The 18,325-nt window shown below is 65.0% G+C and carries 14 protein-coding genes; 7 read left to right on the top strand and 7 right to left on the bottom strand.

The features are described 5' to 3' along the window. Positions 1 to 8 precede the first annotated feature (8 nt). Positions 9 to 1,562: a flavin-containing monooxygenase gene (locus tag ACFOSU_RS05050; protein WP_380687111.1), complete on the top strand. Its 1,554-nt coding sequence runs from the start codon at positions 9 to 11 to the stop codon at positions 1,560 to 1,562. A 78-nt stretch (positions 1,563 to 1,640) separates the two neighbouring features. Here the strand turns inward: ACFOSU_RS05050 and ACFOSU_RS05045 are convergent, their stop codons facing one another. Further along, a complete protein-coding gene (locus tag ACFOSU_RS05045) occupies positions 1,641 to 3,680 on the bottom strand; it encodes a TonB-dependent receptor (RefSeq protein ID WP_380687109.1) in 2,040 nt (679 codons plus the stop codon). 84 nt (positions 3,681 to 3,764) lie between these two features. Beyond that, positions 3,765 to 4,091 (bottom strand): hypothetical protein, encoded by a 327-nt coding sequence (locus ACFOSU_RS05040; RefSeq protein ID WP_380687107.1) that lies wholly within the window; start codon positions 4,089 to 4,091, stop codon positions 3,765 to 3,767. A 352-nt stretch (positions 4,092 to 4,443) separates the two neighbouring features. On the opposite strand from ACFOSU_RS05040, the gene ACFOSU_RS05035 reads away from it, so the two are divergent. After that, the gene (locus ACFOSU_RS05035) at positions 4,444 to 5,325 is read left to right on the top strand and encodes a metal ABC transporter solute-binding protein, Zn/Mn family (protein ID WP_380687105.1); all 882 of its coding nucleotides are present in this window, start codon (positions 4,444 to 4,446) and stop codon (positions 5,323 to 5,325) included. A 431-nt stretch (positions 5,326 to 5,756) separates the two neighbouring features. Here the strand turns inward: ACFOSU_RS05035 and ACFOSU_RS05030 are convergent, their stop codons facing one another. Further along, positions 5,757 to 7,031 carry a PQQ-dependent sugar dehydrogenase gene (locus ACFOSU_RS05030; protein ID WP_380687103.1) on the bottom strand — a complete coding sequence of 425 codons (1,275 nt, stop codon included), beginning with the start codon at positions 7,029 to 7,031 and terminating at the stop codon, positions 5,757 to 5,759. 159 nt (positions 7,032 to 7,190) lie between these two features. Between ACFOSU_RS05030 and ACFOSU_RS05025 the strand changes: the two genes are divergently transcribed. Continuing rightward, positions 7,191 to 7,631, top strand: coding sequence for an Hsp20/alpha crystallin family protein (locus ACFOSU_RS05025; protein WP_380687101.1), 441 nt, complete (start codon positions 7,191 to 7,193; stop codon positions 7,629 to 7,631). Positions 7,632 to 7,966: 335 nt separating this feature from the next. Here the strand turns inward: ACFOSU_RS05025 and ACFOSU_RS05020 are convergent, their stop codons facing one another. Together ACFOSU_RS05020 and ACFOSU_RS05015 are read right to left on the bottom strand one after the other, a co-directional pair. Continuing rightward, on the bottom strand, positions 7,967 to 10,492 hold the full coding sequence (locus ACFOSU_RS05020; protein WP_380687099.1) for an ABC transporter permease: 2,526 nt from the start codon (positions 10,490 to 10,492) through the stop codon (positions 7,967 to 7,969). Then, positions 10,482 to 11,162, bottom strand: coding sequence for an ABC transporter ATP-binding protein (locus tag ACFOSU_RS05015; protein WP_380687097.1), 681 nt, complete (start codon positions 11,160 to 11,162; stop codon positions 10,482 to 10,484). Before ACFOSU_RS05015 ends, ACFOSU_RS05020 begins: the two co-directional genes overlap by 11 nt. A gap of 14 nt (positions 11,163 to 11,176) precedes the next feature. On the opposite strand from ACFOSU_RS05015, the gene ACFOSU_RS05010 reads away from it, so the two are divergent. After that, positions 11,177 to 11,845, top strand: coding sequence for an arylesterase (locus tag ACFOSU_RS05010; protein ID WP_380687094.1), 669 nt, complete (start codon positions 11,177 to 11,179; stop codon positions 11,843 to 11,845). On the opposite strand, the gene ACFOSU_RS05005 is transcribed toward ACFOSU_RS05010, so the two are convergent. Both ACFOSU_RS05005 and ACFOSU_RS05000 read right to left on the bottom strand, forming a co-directional pair. Further along, entirely contained in the window at positions 11,820 to 13,289 is a 1,470-nt protein-coding gene (locus ACFOSU_RS05005) for an amidase (RefSeq protein WP_380687092.1), read from the bottom strand. The two genes, ACFOSU_RS05010 and ACFOSU_RS05005, sit on opposite strands and share 26 nt — an antisense overlap. A 324-nt stretch (positions 13,290 to 13,613) precedes the next feature. Further along, the gene (locus ACFOSU_RS05000) at positions 13,614 to 14,681 is read right to left on the bottom strand and encodes an alpha/beta fold hydrolase (RefSeq protein ID WP_380687090.1); all 1,068 of its coding nucleotides are present in this window, start codon (positions 14,679 to 14,681) and stop codon (positions 13,614 to 13,616) included. A 198-nt stretch (positions 14,682 to 14,879) separates the two neighbouring features. Here ACFOSU_RS05000 and ACFOSU_RS04995 point away from each other — a divergent pair, with 198 nt between their 5' ends. The 3 genes from ACFOSU_RS04995 to ACFOSU_RS04985 all read left to right on the top strand — a co-directional run bounded on the left by ACFOSU_RS04995 (position 14,880) and on the right by ACFOSU_RS04985 (position 18,318). Then, positions 14,880 to 15,947: an NADH:flavin oxidoreductase/NADH oxidase gene (locus ACFOSU_RS04995; protein WP_380687088.1), complete on the top strand. Its 1,068-nt coding sequence runs from the start codon at positions 14,880 to 14,882 to the stop codon at positions 15,945 to 15,947. Positions 15,948 to 16,065: 118 nt separating this feature from the next. Next, entirely contained in the window at positions 16,066 to 17,073 is a 1,008-nt protein-coding gene (locus tag ACFOSU_RS04990; RefSeq protein WP_380687086.1) for a bile acid:sodium symporter family protein, read from the top strand. 33 nt (positions 17,074 to 17,106) lie between these two features. Then, entirely contained in the window at positions 17,107 to 18,318 is a 1,212-nt protein-coding gene (locus ACFOSU_RS04985; protein WP_380687084.1) for an MFS transporter, read from the top strand. The last annotated feature ends 7 nt before the right edge of the window (positions 18,319 to 18,325 follow it).

The following is an 18,325-nucleotide window of genomic DNA, read 5'->3' as shown; positions in this document are numbered from 1 at the left end:
AGTTCGCCATGGCCGTGTCCGACATGCTCACCCGACTCAATCCGCTGAAGACGGATATCCGGGTCGATACCGACATGCATATCGCCATCGTCGGCGCCGGTTTCTCCGGCCTGGGTATGGCGATCCGCCTGAAAGAGGCCGGCATCGAGAATTTCACCCTCATCGAGCGCGGCAGCGACGTCGGCGGCACCTGGCGCGACAATCACTACCCGGGCGCGGCCTGTGACGTGGCCTCGCATCTGTACTCGTTCTCCTTCGAGCAGAACCCGGACTGGTCGCGCGCGTTCGGTCAGCAGCCGGAGATCTTCGACTACATCAAGCGCTGTGCGGCGAAGTACGATCTCTATCGACATATTCGTTTCAATACCACCATCGTGTCGGCCGTTTTCGATGAAGACAGCGGCATCTGGACGTCGACAACCGCCGACGGCGAGACGCTGACCGCGAATGTCGTCGTGTCCGCGGTGGGCGCCCTGGCCGATCCGGCTTATCCGAAGATCGACGGGCTGGACAGCTTCACCGGCAAGCTCATGCACACCGCCCGCTGGGACGACGACTACGATCTCGCCGGCAAACGCGTGGCCGTGATCGGTTCCGGTGCCAGCGCGATACAGGTGGTGCCGGAAGTGGCCAAGGCGGCCGCGCAGCTGACCGTGTTTCAGCGCACGCCGAGCTGGATCATGCCCAAGCCCGACCGGCCGATTTCGGCAAAAGAACAGGCCGAGTACCGTGAATCACCCGCAAAGCTGACCAAGCGCCGGCTGCGTATCTACTGGGTCAGTGAATTCTTCGCCCCGTTCGTCATCTCGGATCTCGGCTTTTTCAAGAAACAGGCCGAAGGCATGGCGCTCAAGCATATGAAGAAACAGGTCAAGGACCCGGCGATGCGCGCGAAAGTGACGCCCGACTACCGGATCGGCTGCAAGCGCGTGCTCATCTCCAACGACTGGTATCCGGCACTGCAGCAGGACAACGTCGAGCTGATCGCCGACGGGCCGCTGCGGATCACCGAAAACTCGATCATCACGCCCGACGGGCGCGAAATCGAAGTCGACGCGATTGTCTGCGCCACCGGTTTCAAGGTGCCCAGCAAGGCGGCGCCGTTCCCGGTCACCGGCCGCGGTGGACTGGAACTCAACGCCGCCTGGGGCGAGGGCGCCGAGGCCTACAAGGGCGTGACCGTATCGGGCTTTCCCAATCTGTTTTTCCTGATGGGGCCGAACACCGGCCCGAGTCATACCTCGGTGCTCGAGTTCACCGAACAGCAGATGGAGTACACCCTGCATGCGATAGCCCATATCGCGCGTCGCAAGCTCAAGTTCATCGACGTCAAGAAGAAGGTGCAGGACAAGTTCAACCGCGGCATCCAGTGGCGCATGAAACACACCTCGTGGACCTCGGGCTGCAACAGCTGGTATCTCACCGACAGCGGCAAGAACACCACCCTCTATCCGGGCTTCAACTGGGAATACCGGCTGCGGCTGATGCGCTACAAGCCCTCCGAATATGACGAGGTCAAGCAGGAGGCGCCGGCGGTCAGCGCGTCCCGGAAAGCGGCGTAGCCGAGCGGCTGTGGGGCTCGACAGGCCGACGAGCGCGCCCCGGTTCTCTCCCGGGGCGCGCGTCGGACGACAGCGTTATCAGAACTTCACGTTGATTCCGGCGGTGAGGCTGCGGCCGGGTTGCGGCACACGCAGGAACGAGGTGCTGCGTACGATTTCCTCGTCCAGCAGGTTGTCGCCGCGCAGGTAGACCAGCGCCTCGCTGGCGTCGAACCCGGACAGCCGATAGCCGACGAACGCAGTCAGATCGGTGAAGCCGGAAGTCTCATCCTCCAGCGGCCCTTCATGGTTCTGGCGTGTCGAGCGTATCGCCTCCACGGTGCCGAGCCAGGTCTCGCTGTCGTAGTCGAGCCCCGCGCCATAGCGACCCGGCGTGATGCGCGGCAGGTTGCTGTGGTCGTCCAGTTCGGCGCGCACGTAGTCGCCGAGCAGGCGCGCCGTGACCCGATGCGCGCCCTGAATCAGGTCGTAGCCGACTTCGCCTTCGCCGCCGTAGAAGGTGGCGTCACCGGCGGCAAAGTCCACGAGCTGAAACTCGCCGTTGGGGTCGAACGTGCCGTCTTCATCGACGCGATCGGCGCCGCCGTCGGCGCCGCCCGCACCCGAGCCGTCCGCATTCAGCCCCGCATCGACCGATTGCTGGAAGATATAGCGGTCGTATTTCGTATAGAACAGGCTCGTGTCGAAGCGCAGCCGGCCCTTGATACGCCGCAAACCCAGATCGAAACTGTTGGCGGTCTCCTCGTCGAAGCGGTTGTCGCCGCGCTCGTAGGTGAGCGTGGCCTCGTGCGGGCCGAAGCTGTAGAGCTCTTCGGTGGCTGGCGCGCGCTCGTAGCGACCGGCGGTGGCGGTGACCAGGTAATGCTCGCCGATCTCGCGTTTGGCGCCGAGCGATACGCTGATCGGGGTATGGTCGACGTCGCGCCGGTCCTCGCTGGTGTCCTGGTTCTGGAACTCGACTCGGAGCCCGCTCTGGATCGTCCATTGTTCGCCGATCGGCCGCTGTTCGACGATGAACGCGGCCAGCGACTGGGTCTCGGTGGCCGGTACGAACGACTCCTCGCTGCCGAAGGCCCGGAAGTCCCGGTCGAAGCCCTGCAGACCGAAGACGCCGGTGAAGCCGGCCAACGGATTGTGCTCGGCGGCGATCCGCAGTTCCGTTTCGGTGTTGTCGAAGAAGGCCTGCGGATCATTCGGCGGACCTTCGGTGTGCAGGTAGTCGGTATAGGCGCCGGAGAACTCCACGCGACTCAGACCGGGCGCGGGATCGTAGACCTCGCCCTTGAGGTCGTAGCGATCCTGGGTCAGGCGGATCTGCGAGTCCTCGCCGGGGATGCCGTATTCGCGTCCGAAATGACTGGCCGCACCGCCGACATAACCCCAATCACCGGAATAGGAGCTGCCGACGCTGTAGGTGTCGGTATCGGTAGCGCTGTTGTCGATATGGCGGTTGTCGTTGGCCTGATAGTCGTCGGTAAGGCGCTTCATGCCCTGCACGTTCAGCGCGAAATCGCCGATCCCGCCGGTCACGTCCAGTCGCTGCAGACGCTCACCGAGGGTACTGTCGCCGCGGACCAGATCGGCTTCGCCGGTGATGCCGTCGGGCGCGCTTTTCGGGATCCGATCGGTGACGACATTGACCACGCCGCCGATTGCGCCCGAGCCGTAGAGCAGGGTGGACGGGCCCTTGAGCACCTCGACCTGACGCGCCGAGTACGGGTCTATGCTGACCGCGTGATCCTGACTGAGCGTGGAGACGTCCGCCGAAGACAGGCCATTTTCCTGTACCCGCACGCGCGCACCCGACAGGCCGCGGATGACCGGGCGGCCCACGCCCTGGCCGAAATCGGCCGAACTGATGCCGGGGGTATCGGCGAGCGTATTGCCCAGGGTCTGGCCGCGCTTGCGGATGAGTTCCGGGCCGGTGACCACGGTCGCGGGCTCGATCGCCTGTTCCGGGCTCTGGTCGTCGAAGGCGAGCGCTTCGACCGAGATGGGCGCGAGTGGGTCGGCCGTACCGGCCGGCGGGTCGTCCAGGCTGTTCTGAGCAATGACCGGCTGGCCGAAGCCGATCAGGCAGGCGCTGCCTGCGGACACGAAGAATCGTGAGTAACGCATGGGGATGTTCTCGTCTGGGGCGCCGCGACGCGTCGCGTGGTGCGATCGCTACGGCGAGGCAATAGGTAACTGTCGGCTTGCAGGTCAGACGCGAGAAACGGGCGGGGCGCGGCCGTGGTAGACGCGCAGCGGCCGCGACCACCAGACCGTGGTGATGACGGCAGCAGGAGCGGTGATGCCCGGTTGTGTGAGCAGCCGTATCGAGATGCCAGACGGCGGCGCATTGCCCGGGTGGCCGTGGGCACAGGTCAGGCAGGCAGGATCGGCATGGGCGAGGTGGATCGGATGATCGAAGGCGTGCGCAACCCACAGGCCCTGCATGCACAGCCATATGACGAGCAACAACGCGCTGCGCGGTAGGTGATGCCCGGCGCGTCGGCGGGCGAACGCAGCAGCGGTGCAAGTCAACATATGGCTATGACTCCCCAGACGTCATGTAGCGACCGATTTGCCACCCGGCGCCGCTGCAGCTACGCCTTCATGGTTGAAGGCCAGAATCAGTGATGGCGTCGTGCTGACTGCTCGCGCCCGGTGTTGAGCGCACCGCGATGGCTGTTTGGCGCTCGATTTCGGCCCTGAATCGCGTCGCCCTCAACCCCCGAACGACGGTGAACACGCGGCCAGCGCAGCATCGGGGGCGCCTGGCGGCGTCGAACGACGCGTTCTGCAGCATGAACGATTTCCCTTGTTTAAATTATGTAATAACATTACATAAGAAATCAAATCGAACGAGCGTGCTGCCGTGAATCCTGGGAAACGTTGGATGTTCCTGACGCGAATCGTGTGCGGGCTACTGTTGATTGTCGGCACCGGCGCACAGGCTGAAAACGCGACGCCCGTAAATATCGTGACGGCGCAGGGAAGTTACGCCGCGATGGCCCGAACGATCGGCGCCGGCCACGTAAAGGTGGTCACACTGGCGCGGCGGGCGGGCGCCGACGTGCGCGTTCTCGAAGCCGATTCCCGAGCAAGTCGCGCAATCGCCGAAGCGGATATTGTCGTCGTCAACGGATTGGGGCTGGACGCCGCACTCGCTTTGGCAGTGCAGAAGAATCCCGGCGCGCGGCCACGCACGGTACTCGACGCCAGTGTGCTGGGCCGGCACATCATCCTGCCCGACGACAACAGCTATCTGTTCTACTCGCCGCGCATCATGCTGCTGATGGCGAGTCGGCTGAGCGACACGCTCGCCGAACGCGACCCGGCGCATGGCGCAGCCTATCGCCAGGGATTGGAGCGATTTCGTTCGCAGTTACAGCCCGTCTACGCGCAGGTCCTGGCCCTGATCTCGGACTATCCCGATATCGCGGTTTTGACTGCGACCCCGCTCTACGCCTACATGCTGGACCTGCTGGGCTATCGTGATGATCATGCCATCACGCGTGATCGCCACTACGCCAGTCCGCTGCGCATCAACAAGGCCGCCGACGATATGCGGCGCCACCGTATCCGTCTGTTTCTATACGAGCGCGACGCCCGGGATGGTTGGACGCGTCAGCAGATTCGGATATCGCGCAAAGCGCAGATACCGGTGGCCGCGATCGACGATATGCTCGCCGTGGGTGAAAGCTATGCCGATTGGCAGGCAAGGCAGCTCCGTGCAATCAAGACGGCGCTGGACGAGCATACGACGGTCGGCGCGTAATCGCGCTCAAAATCATCATGCTGTTTACTGGCGCATTGCATAGTCGCCACGGTGTTTTGAGAACGCGGTTTTCGTGTGTTTGGATTTCGCACTGCTGTGAGACTGACTTTCGCTTGCCTGGCCGAACGAAAGTCAGTAACGGAAAAGACACCCGGCACGGCCCCGGCTATGCCACTGGCTTCCGATGCTCGCGGAGAAGGGATGCGGCCCCTTGAAAATCCGACTAGGTCGGCCCGCTCTGGTGGTCTTCAAACTGCGCTGGACGCCTTTAGCCACTTTGCGTTTGCGTCACCGTGCAAGGTAACCCGAATACAGACACTCCGCCGAATGGATCAAAGTCGGTTGAACTAAAGTGCTGGTATCGCAGCGCGCGGATGCTCGCTTCCCGGGTTATGCCTTCGGCCAATCCGACATATCGTTGGCGCGGTCGATCAACCGTCGCTGTCGTGGATCACGCGAAAGATCGTGCCGCCGGCATCGTCGCTGATATACAGCGCGCCGTCCGGGCCTTCCGCCAGACCGGCCGGGCGATGCTCTGCGCTGCCGGGTGACTTGATCTCGGCCTTGCCGGTAAAGCCCTCGGCACCGGCGAAGTCTTCATAGTTGCCCGTGGGCTTGCCGTCTTTGAACGGCTGGAAGATCACCCTATAGCCGGCCTGGGGGCTGGGCGCGCGGTTCCAGGAGCCGTGGAACGCGATGAACGCGCCGTTGTTGTATTTGTCGCCGAATGCATCGCCTTCATGGAACAGAATCGCCATCGGCGCCCAGTGCGCGGGATAGGCGGCAATCGGTTTTTCGAACTGGTCACAGCGGCCGATCTTGCTGCCGTCGCCGCCGTATTCGGGCCCGAGTACTTTCTCCTTCTTGTTCGGGTCGTAGTAGCAGAACGGCCAGCCGAAATTGTCGCCCTTGTCGATGGCGAACAGTTCCTCGGCGGGCAGGTGCGCGCTCTGCTTCTGGGTGAACCGGTCCGACCAGTTCGAATACAGCTGATCGCGGCCGTGCTGGGCACCGTAGAGCTGGCCATCGTGATAGGTCAGCGCAAACATGTTGCGGATGCCGGTGGCGAAGCGCTTGTCGGCGCTGAACGTCTGCCCGGTCTCGGTGGCCGAGAACTGCCAGATACCGGCGTGTTCCTCGAGCAGAGGGCAGGGATCCTGACCTTTGGAACCGGGGCTGCGGTCGCTTTCCTGGCAGGCGTTCGAGGGCGCGCCGTTGTTGACATAGAGCATGCCGTCGTTGCCGACCGCCAGGCCGCGAGCCGAATGCGTGGTTTGCCGGGGCAGGTCGCTGACCAGATGTTCCGGCTTGCCCTCGGGCACCAGCGAATCGCCGAGCTTGTAGCGATAGATATCGGTGACGGTGGCCGCATACAGCCAGCCGTCGTGAATCGCCAGGCCGGTACCACCGCCCTCGCCAAAGCTCTTGCGGGTATCGGCGATGCCGTCACCGTCGCTGTCCCTGAGCGCCATCAGGCCGTGGCCGTCCACCGCATTGGCCAGATTCACATACACCGCGCCGTTGTCGGCGACCGCCAGGTGCCGGGGTTGACCGGCGTCGGTGGCGAACTCGGTGGCACAGAAGCCGGCAGGCAGATCGAGCCCGGCCGTGGCGCAGGATCCCGCCGCGGACACCGCTGGTGCGAAAAACGCGCCGGCGGCCAGCAAGACGGCGCTGGATGAAAGAGTGGGAACAGAGAAGCGCATAGGTTGTGCACGGTTAAATAGTTACGTCCGGTTATATCAGCTGTTCCGGATGTCAGCAAAAATTTCGAGACAAACAATTGAGCGACTATTGAAACGTATGTGGGCGGCCTCATTTAATTGGGCATAGCAGATCGGTCCATTTTCTTGAGGAGTTTTCAAATGGCTATTCAGTTCTATCAACCGACCCGTCCTTTCGACGCTTTCAACGATGCCTTCAACCGTACATTCCGGGGCGCCTCCGGTGAGCCGCGTGCCGCCGACGCCGCTGCTTTTCGCCCGGCGGTCGATATTCGTGAAACCGAGGCCGCCTATCTGATCGAGGTCGAGGTGGCCGGTGTCGATCCCAACAGTATCGATGTAACCCTCGACAAGGGTGTTCTCAAGCTCAACGGCGAGCGGGTGCAGGCCAGCGACGAGGACGCCGGCGAGATTCGCCGTAGCGAGCGCAGTTACGGCACGTTCGAGCGCCGTTTCTCGCTGCCCGATACCGCCGACGTCGATACCATCGAGGCGCGTGCCGCACACGGCATTCTGTATCTGACCATTGCCAAGAAGGCTCAGAGCCAGCCGCGCCGGATTACGGTGCAACAGGCCGACTGAACCGCGTCGGCGCTTGCCTTGGCCGAACCGCCAGTGGTCGGCCCGTGCCCAGTGCGCGGGTCGCCGCTGGCTTTTTTGTGTCCGGCGATCTGTACGTCCTGATCTGTAATCTGATCCTGTTGCTCGCCGTGTGGGTGCGCAGGTGAACGCGGAGGGGCGTGGATCGAAAATACAGACAGGACTATTCGCGGATTACGCAGAGAGACGCCGATTCAATACAGGCAGCCACGCGGGTTCGTCGCATTGGCGTTTATCTTCTAAGCACGCGTAGCGCTTGGAACTCAGCGCTCTCGAATGTGGTTGCCGGCCTCGCCTGCGGACAAAGGATTCGCCGATCAATCGCTGGCCCGCAGGCTCGCCCATGCCGGCTGGCGCAGGATATCGCGCAGCGAGAGCATGCCCGAAAGGGTGATCACCAGCGTTGCGGTCACGATCGCGATGAGCCACAGATGCGGCCGCCACGCGTAATCGAGATCGAGCACCTGGGTAGCCAGAATCACGGCCGCGATCTGGGCGACCAGGGCGGCGAGAATCGATGCGCACAGCCCGATCAGCAGGCATTCCACGAACGTTGCCTGTCGGAGCCAGCGTGAGCGCGCGCCGAGCGCGCGCAGCAGGACAGCTTCGCGTCGGCGTTCGCCGCGGCTGCTCTGCATGGCCGCCAGCAGCACCACGAGCCCGGCGGCGAGGGTGAAGCCGAACACCAGTTCCACCGCCAGACTCACGCGATCGATGAGGGTGGTCAGTTGCTCGAGAATCGCCGCAATATCGATGACGCTGATATTGGAGAATTCGCGGACCAGACCGGCGAGCACCGCGTGGGCATCGTCCGGCAGATAGAAGCTGGTGATATAGGTCGCCGGGAAATCCGCCAGCGTGGCCGGCGCGAACAGCACATAGAAGTTCGCCTGCAGGCTCGACCAGTCGATCGAGCGGATGCTCGCCACGCTCGAGGTGATCGATTCACCGGCGATATCGAAGGTCAGCGTATCGCCGATCGATGCGTCCAGACGCTTGGCCACCGATTCGTCTATCGACAGCTTCTTCGCGCCGCGATCGGCCGGCTTGAACCACTGCCCGGCGGTGATCCGGTTGTCGGGCTTGAGCGTGTCGATCCATGACAGGTTCAGCTCGCGCCTGGCCAGCTCGCCGGCCGAATCCTTGCTGTCGTCGTCTTCGTCGATGGCCTGGCCGTTGACCGCGGTCAGCCGGCCGCGCACCAGCGGATAGAAGGCGGCGTCGATGCCGTGTTCGTGCAGATAAGCGGCGACCCGCGGCTGCTGTTCCGGGGTGATGTTGATCAGAAAACGGTTGGGCGCGTCGGCGGCGATATCGGCTTGCCAGCCGGACAGCAGGTCACCGCGCACGATGACGAGCATGAACAGCATGATCAGGCCGATGCCGAAGGCCACGACCTGCAGCACGCTGGCGCCTCGTCGCCGCGACAGCGCGGCCAGCCCGAGCCGCAGTCCGGGACTCACCCGATCGCCGACGCGGCGGCGCATTATCTCGATCAGGCGCAGAAGCCCGAGCGCGGCGACGCCCAGAACCAGCGTGCCTGCGGCGGCCGCGCCGACCACCCAGAGCGTGAGCACGAGGTCGCGCGTAGCGATCGCAGCCAACACGACGGTGCTCAGGATCGCCGCGGCGTAGATCAGCCCGGGCCGGCGGTTGTCGTCGGCCAGTGCACGCGCGAGCACCCGCGTCGGCGGTGCACGGCGTGCCGTCGACAGGGCAGGCCAGGCAAAGCCGCCCAGCAACAGGGCGCCGGTGACGGGGGCGGCCCACAGCGAAGACAGCGACGCGGCGGGCAGTTCGATCTCGAACGCACGCGCGATCAGTACCGCAATACCGATCTGCGCCACGCTGCCGATGGCCACGCCCAGTCCGATGCCGATCACGCCGACGATGGCCAACTGCCAGGCCAGAATACGGGCGATGAGACCGCGCGCGGCGCCCAGCGTCTTGAGCAGGGCGATCTCGTCCAGGCGCGCCGCGGCGTGCTGGCGCGCGGTCAGCGCGATGGCCACCCCGGCGAGCACCACCGCCACGAGCGCGGCCAGATCCAGAAACACGTCGGCGCGCTCCAGCGCACGCGACAAGGCGCGGTTGGATTCGGTCGGCGTGCGCAGCTGTTCGCCCGCGGTCAGCTTGGGTGTGAGGGTGTCGCGCAGGGTATCGATCACCGCCGGCGGACCGGCCAGCAGTTCGGCATAGCGCGCGCGGCTGCCGGGGCCGAACAGGCCGGTGGCGGCCACATCGGCGGCGGCCATCATCACGCGCGGGGCGATACTGGCGAAGCCCGGCCCGCGATCCGGCTCCAGCACCAGCGCGGCGGCGATACGCAATCTCGCATCGCCCAGTTCGAGGGTATCGCCCACGCTCAGTTTCTGTTCGTCGAGCACGCGCTGTTCGACCCAGACGCTGCCGCGTGCCGGTGCCCGGGTGACCGTGACATCCGGCGTGCCGGGCCGCCCGCGCCGCAATGTCACTTCACCGCGCAACGGATAGCCGGGGCCGACCGCCTTCACCGACACCAGCGTGATCTTGTCGTCGCCAGCAATCACGCTGGGAAATATCGTGGTAGCGGCACGGCGCGCGCCGGTCGCGTCGATGCGGGCCGCGCGTGCGTCCGACAACGGTGCGCGCAGATCCAGTTTGAGATCGGCGGCCAGGGTCGCCGCGCCCTGACGGGTCATGCCCGACCGTACGCGATCGGTCATCTGGTTGACGGCGGCCACCGCGGCCACCGCCACGATCAACGCGACCAGCAGAATCCACCAGGCGCCGTCGCCGCGCGCGCGGGCGCCATGCCGCCAGGCCAGGCGTAGCGCCGAGGGTTGGCCGGCGTTATTCGACATCGAGGCGACCGTCGCTCAGGCGTGCGATGCGGCTGCAGCGCGCGGCCAGTTTTTCGTCATGTGTGACCAGCACCAGCGTGGTGCCCTGTTCGGTGTTCAGCGCGAACAGCTGGTCGATGATCGCTGCTCCGGTGGTGCCGTCGAGATTGCCCGTGGGCTCGTCGGCGAACAGGATCTGCGGCCGGCAGGCAAAGGCGCGTGCCAGGGCGACGCGCTGCTGTTCGCCGCCCGAGAGCTGGCGCGGCGTATGCGACAGGCGATGCCCGAGACCGACCTGCCGGAGCAGAGCGTCGGCGCGATCGCGCGCTTCGGCGAGGGTGACGCCGGCCAGCTCGAGCGGCAGGATGACGTTGTCGAGCGCGGACAGCCCGGCCAGCAGCTGAAAGGACTGGAATACGAACCCTACGCGGGCGGCGCGCCAGGCCGCCCGTTCGTCCTCGTCAAGCGTGCCCAGGTTGCGGCCCAGCAGTTCCACGTGGCCGCGCGTGGGCAGATCCAGCCCGGCGAGCAGCGCCAGCAGCGTCGATTTGCCGGAGCCGGACGTACCCACGATCGACAGGCTGTCGCCGGCATTCAGTTGCAGTTCGACCGAATCGAGGATACTCAGTCGGTCGTCGCCGCTGGCTACGGTCTTGGCCAGATCGACGGTCTTTAATGCAGGAGATGACATTGACGGAATTTTCCATGGGTCGGCCGAGTCGCCGGCAATGGCGCGGAGCGCGCCGATGGGTCGGTGCGATGGCCGTGGTGTTCGCGACCATGCTGGTATCGATACCGGCATACGCTGCCGGCGGGATTCTGGTTTTCGGCGACAGTCTCAGCGCCGGCTACGGGCTGGCTCGCCATGACGGCTGGGTGGCGCTGCTCGAGGAGCGGCTCGTGGCCAAGGATGCGGACATCGACGTGGTCAACGCCAGTGTATCCGGTGAAACCACGGCTGGCGGCCGGTCCCGTCTGGCCGCGGCGCTCGCGGACCATCAACCGGCGATCGTCGTGCTCGAATTGGGCGGCAACGACGGCTTGCGGGCGCTGCCGGTGGCCGACATGAAAGACAATCTCACCGCCATGATCGAGGCCAGCCGCAACGCGCAGGCGAAAGTGCTGCTGCTGGGCATGCGTATTCCCGCCAACTACGGCAAGACCTACAGCGATCGCTTCCACGGCGCGTTCAACGATATTGCGAAGCAGAGCGATGTCGCCTACGTGCCGTTCTTTCTGGAGTCGATCGCCACCGATCGCCGCAATTTCCAGGCCGATGGCATCCATCCCAATGCCGCCGCCCAGCCCGAAATGCTGGACGCGGTATGGCCGACATTGTCGACTCTGATTAGCCAAATTCCGGCGGTACCCTGAAGCCTTCGGTCGCCGCGGCCAGATGCTGGGCGAAGGCGATAGTGGTGAGATCCTGGCCGTAGTCGGCCACGATCTGCAGGCCCACCGGCAGATTGTCGTCGGTGAGTCCGACCGGGGCGCTGGTCGCCGGCAGGCCGGCCACCGTGGCCGGGGCGATCCAGCGGAACAGATGGGTATAGCCATGCGACGTGCCATCGATGTCGATCGTGCGTGACAGCACGTTGCCTTTGTGGTCGTGGGGGATCGCCGGTACGCACACTCCCGGCAGCAGTACGACGTCGTACTTTTCGAACAGCGCATGCCACTGGGCGCGCAGTTTGTGGCGGGCCTCGCTGGAGCGCGCCCAGTCGCGGTGACTGGCAGTGGCGCGCTCGGTGAAACCGCCGAGCGTGCCGACCTCGTTCTTGCCGATCAGCCCCATGAATGCGGCGCCGCGTCGGGCCTTGTTGTAGAGCTTGTCCGGGATCGACGAGCCGACCAGGCCGTTGAGCAGGCGGTCGTAGACGTCGTAACTCTGTTCGAAACCGCCCGGCAGATCGTCGAGCTTGTCGACCTGGGCTCCGGCCTGGCGCGTGGCTTCGATGGTGTCTTCGAGACGTTTACGGGTGCCGTCGGCGATCGGGCAGAAAGCGTGATCGAAGCAGTAGCCGATACGAAAATCGCCGAATGTCGTGGGTTTCGGCGCTGGTAGCCGGGCATGCCAGAGCGCGCCGTCGATACTGTCGGCGCCGGCGAGGATGTCCAGTGCCAGCGCCAAATCGCCGGCGTTGCGAGCCAGGGGGCCGGCGACGCAGAGATCCGGTTCCGAAAGCGTGCCGGGCGGGCCAGGAATATGGCCGCGCATCGGAATCAGGCCGTAGGACGACTTGTGGCCGTAGACGCCGCACCAGCTCGCCGGGGTGCGGATCGAGCCGGCCAGATCGGAGCCCAGCTCCAGCGGCGTGAAGCCGGAAGCGAGACCGGCGGCCGCACCACCGGAGGAGCCGCCCGAAGTGCGCTTGTCGTTCCACGGGTTGTTGGTGGTGCCGTAGACCTCGTTGTAGCTCTGTACGTCCTGCGCCAGGCGCGGCGTGTTGGTCTTGCCGAAGATCACCGCGCCGGCTGCACGCAGGCGCGCGACCGCGACCGAGTCGCTGGTGCTGACGTAGTCCTTCATCCGCGGTTCGCCGACCACGGTGGACAGGCCGGCGGCCTCGAAGGTGTCCTTCACCGTCATCGGCACGCCGTGCAGCGGGCCCCAGTTCTCACCGCGTGCGATCGCCGCATCGGCGGCGTCGGCGCGTGCACGGGCCGTCTCGATATCCATCGACACCACCGCGTTGACCGGTGTGCCCAGACGCTCGATGCGCTCGAGATAGTGGTCCAGGGCGGCGCGGCTGCTGATCTCGCCGGCGGCAATCGCGGTGGCGAGTTCGCGGGCGGACAGACGATGGATTTCGGTCATGCGGCGGGTCTCTTTTCGTTGTGATCGGTCGTTTTTTGCACGCGTTTCGGATATGAAGGAGTGGTCCGCTGAACGCGAATAGCGTTAACAAGAGGAAGGCAGTTTATCCGCAGATGACGCAGATGACGCAGATGGGAAGAAGGGCGACCGGCCGGGTGATGCCGTGCCGAGGCTTTGCCTATCTGCGTTCATTTGCAGACGATTTCAGGCCTTCTCGCATCCGGCAATTTCTCTTGCGCATTTGTTGGTTCTAGTTTGCAGGCCAACGCGCACTTCTTTGTTCATCTGTCTTCAAATCTGCGTCCTCTGCGGACAAATCTGTCCTCATTCCTGCCCGGCTGGTTTGAGTGCCTTGAACAACGCGGTCTTGAAGCGTTCGGGCGCCTCGATCGGCGGCAGATGGCCGATGCCGTCGAAGGTGACGAGTTCGGCGTCGGGCATGCGTGCCACCGCGTCGCGGGCAAGCGCGGGATAGTCGCCGAGCTTGGCGCGGACGTCGTCGCTGACCAGGTCCTTGCCGAGCGCGGTCTTGTCGCGGGTGCCGACCATGAGGGTTGTCGGCACGTCGATCTGCTCGAACTCGTAGAACACCGGCTGGGTATAGACCATGTCGTAGGTCGCGGCCTGGGCCCACGCGACCGTGGCCTTGTCGGGGCCGGCGTACATGCCGGCGAGCATCTTCGCCCAGCGTGCGTAGTCGTCGTTCCAGTCGCCGTCGTAATAGCTCTTCAGCTGGTAGGCCTTGATTGCGGCATAGTCTTTCTTCATCTCGCGCGCGTACCAGGCATTGATGCCGCGATAGGGCACGCCCTTGGCCTTCCAGTCTTCCAGGCCGATGGGGTCGACCAGCACCAGCTGATCGATATGCTGCGGATACATCAGTGCATAGCGCATGGCGAGCATGCCGCCCATGGAGTGGCCGATGATGGTCGCGCGCTCGATATCCAGCGCCTCCAGCAACTCCTGGGTATTGGCGGCCAGGTGATGGAAGGTATAGCTGTAGGCGGCCGGCTTGTCCGACTTGCAGAAACCCACCTGGTCCGGAACGATCACGCGATAACCGTTATCGGACAGTGCCTTGGCGGTGTCCTGCCAGTAGGCGCCGCAGAAGTTCTTGCCGTGCAGCAGCACCGCCACCGGCGGGTCCACGATGTCGTCATCGGGAGCGACGTCCATATAGGCCATCGACACCGGGCCGTGCGGCGTGTCCATCAGGAAGCGCGATACCGGCCAGGGGTAGTCGTAATTTTCCAGGTTGGCGCCCAAGGCTGGCTCATCCGCCGCGCCGGCCTCGGTCTGCGTCGACGTGGCGGCGACGACAGCACAGGGGGCGAGCAATATGAGCAGCAATGCCGCGATCAATGTCGGAGGCAGGGTCGAGCGTTGGGTCATGGCCGGTTCGGATTCGGGTGTCGACAGGCAGGATACCCAGTTGTGTGACGTGGCCGCGAATTGCCACGGCCACCGCCGGCTCGTCGGCTCATGTTGAAAAGCGTTCAAAGCGTACCGATGTAGTTTGCACGCAATCGAAACACAGGCGGCCTATCATTCAGTCGTCTGTTTTGCCCCCGTGACAATCTGGAGACCTCTGTGAGCGATCTTTTCAAGCCCTGGACCATCGGCGATGTCACCTTTCGCAATCGCATCTTCGTATCCCCGATGTGCCAGTACTCCAGTGAGGACGGCCATCCCACCGACTGGCATTTCGTGCATCTGGGCAGCCGCGCGGTCGGCGGCGCCGGCATGGTGATGATCGAAGCCACGGCGGTCACGCCGGATGGGCGTATCACCCCGGACGACTCGGGCATCTGGAGCGATGACCATATCGCCGGCTTCAAGCGCATCAACGATTTCGTGCGCGCGCAGGGCGCGGTTGCCGGCATGCAGATCGCCCACGCCGGGCGCAAGGCGTCCACCGACGCGCCCTGGCGCGGCGGCCAGCCGCTGGGCAGCGACGCACGCGGCTGGGCGCCGTGGGCGCCGAGCGCGCTCGCCTTCAAGGAGGGCCATTCCGTGCCCAAGGCCATGAGCGCGCAGGATATCGACGAGACCGTGGCGGCTTTTGCCAAGGCCGCCGAGCGCGCCCTCGAAGCCGGCGTGCAACTGGTCGAAATCCACATGGCGCACGGCTATCTGCTGCATGAGTTTCTGTCGCCGCTGTCGAACAAGCGCGACGACGACTACGGCGGCTGTCTGGAAAACCGCGCGCGTTTCCCGCTCGCGGTGGTACGCGCGGTGCGCAAGGTCTGGCCCAAGAATCTACCCCTGTTCGTGCGTATTTCCGGCAGCGACTGGGAAGACGGCGGCTGGGATCTGGAGCAGTCGGTGCGCCTGTGCCACTGGCTCAAGGACGAAGGCGTCGACGTGATCGACTGTTCCGGCGGCGGCAACACGCCCACCGCCCGGATCCCGGTCGGCCCCGGCTACCAGACCGACTTCGCGGCTACGATCAAGCGCGAGGTGGGCATCGCCACCGGTGCGGTCGGCATGATCACCGAGCCGGTGCAGGCCGAACATATCGTGCATTCGGGGCAGGCGGACTGCGTGCTGCTGGCCCGCGAATTGTTGCGCGATCCGTACTTCCCGCTGCGCGCGGCGGCAGAATTGCACGGCGACCAGGGCGACTGGCCGCCTCAATACGAGCGTGCCGCGCGCTGATTATCAAAACATTCTGAAAAAGCGTTGGCAGTGACCGGCTCCGCAGTGTTAAAGGCCTGCGGCGCTTTTTTCATGCTGCAGCGCGGCAGGCGACTGGCCGGGCAGTTATAATTGCAGCATGAAGCGACCTGCCTTCCTCCCCGACAACTTCATCCTGGCGCTGATTGGCGCGATCGTTCTGGCCACGCTGCTGCCGATTTCGGGCATGGCGGCCGATGTCTACGACCATTTCACGACTTTTGCTATCGCGCTGCTGTTCTTTCTGCACGGTGCCAAGCTCTCGCGTGAAGCGGTGTACGCCGGGGCGACCAACTGGCGCCTGCATCTGTGCGTGTTGATCGCCACGTTCGTACTGTTTCCGCTGATCGGTCTGGCGTCGCGGCCGCTGTTGTCGCACTGGCTGACGCCGGAGCTGTTCGCGGGTCTGTTGTTTCTGTGCGTGCTGCCCTCGACCGTACAGTCGTCGATCGCCTTCACCTCGGTGGCTCGTGGCAACGTGCCGGCGGCGGTCTGCAGTGCCAGCCTGTCCAATCTGCTCGGCGTGTTCATGACGCCGCTGCTGGCGGGCCTGCTGATCACGACCCAGGGCAGTGCCGGCGTATCGCTGGACGCGGTCACCAGTATCTTTCTGGAAATACTGCTGCCGTTCGTGGCCGGTCAGATTGCGCGCCGATGGATCGGCACCTGGGTCGGCAATCACCCGAAGCTGGTCAAGTTCGTGGACCAGAGTTCGATCGTGCTGGTGGTCTACGGCGCCTTCAGTGCGTCGGTCATCGAAGGGCTCTGGCAGCAGCTGCCATTGACCTCGCTGGCGGTGCTGGTCGGCGTGGCGGTCGCGCTGCTGGCTCTGATGCTGTTGCTCACGTTCGCGGTCGGGCGCCGGTTCTTCGCCCGCGAGGATGAAATCGTGCTGTTGTTCTGTGGCTCCAAGAAGAGTCTGGCCAGCGGTATTCCGATCGCCAAGGTGCTGTTTGCCGGCGGCGCGCTGGGCAGCGTGGTACTGCCGCTGATGATCTTCCACCAGCTTCAGCTTCTGGCCTGCGCGCTGATCGCGCGGCGCTACGCGGTGGCCGCGGATCGAGCCGATGTGGTCACCCAGCCGGCGGGCGCGAACCCGCGCGCCTGATCGATCATTCCGGTCAATCTGGATAATCAGAGCATGGCCCGGCGCAGCTGGGGCATAGCCGCCATTGCATTCCTGGGCGGGGTCGGCGGCGGCGCGGTGTTTCCGATTCTGCCGGTCATCGGGGTCGACCTGGGCATCTCCGGCTTCATGATCGGGCTGATTCTGTCGGCCAACCGCATCACGCGGCTGGGCTTCAATCCGATCACCGGCAGCCTGCTGGACCGCTTCGGGGCGCGCTGGCCGGTGGCGATCGGTCTGGTGATCGAATCGCTGGGTACGCTCGCGTTCTCGGTGGCGCTGACCGCCGAGCACCCGGCGGCCTGGTTTCTGGCCGGGCGCATTATCTGGGGTGTCGGCTCGTCGCTGCTGCTGGTGGGCGCGCTGGCCGCGGTGATGGCAATCGCGCCGGCCAGATCCCGCGCCAGCATGACCGCCGGGGTGCGCACGGCCGTGAGCCTGGGGCTGCCCGCGGGCCTGGTTATCGGTGGGCTGGTCGCCGATCAGATCTCCAACAATGCGGCGTTTCTGGCGGCCACCGGCCTGAGTGTCGCGGCGGCGATCGCGGCGGTGTTTCTGCTGCCGGATCGCGCTGGTTCGGCCGAGCCTCCCCCGACGCGTTCGGGATTGCGCGCGTCGCGGACCCAGGCCTGGCGCGAGCTGCTGGCCATGCCCACGCTGCGGATCATCTTTGCCGCCAACGCGCTGCTGTTCTTCGCCGTGTCCGGGGTGTTGCTGGCCACCGTGGCGGTGCTGGTCGATACGCGTCAGCTGTATGTGTTCGGCATGAACGCGCAGGGCAGCGCCGGCCTGCTGATGGCGGTGCTCATGGGCGCGCGCGCGAGTGCTGCGCTCGCAAGCGGGCGCTATCTGGATCGCAGCAACAGCCGTACGAGCTTGTTGCTGCCCGCGATGGCGCTGGTGGCGATCGGCTTCATCGGCCTCGGCCAGGCGCTTACGGTGCCCGGCGCCGCGCTTGCCCTGCTGGTGATCGGCGCGGGCTCCGGCGGTCTGACCATTCCCATGATCACGCTGCTCGGCGATATCGCGCCGCGTCACCTGCACGGGCGCGCGCTGTCGATCTATCAGTGGTCGAGCGACTTCGGCGGGGCGCTGGGACCGGCAGCGGGGCTCGAACTGGGGCGCTATGTCGGCTATGGCTGGAGCTACGCGGTCGTGGGGCTGGCGGTGCTCGGCATGACGGTGCCGCTGCGCTGGCTCGGACGCGACGAACGTCGCACCGGCTGATCGTCGT

The organism is Salinisphaera aquimarina (assembly GCF_042643355.1).
Classification (GTDB): domain Bacteria; phylum Pseudomonadota; class Gammaproteobacteria; order Nevskiales; family Salinisphaeraceae; genus Salinisphaera; species Salinisphaera aquimarina.
The sequence above is the reverse complement of the archived record's forward strand: the minus strand, read 5'-3'. Positions and strand labels throughout refer to the sequence as shown.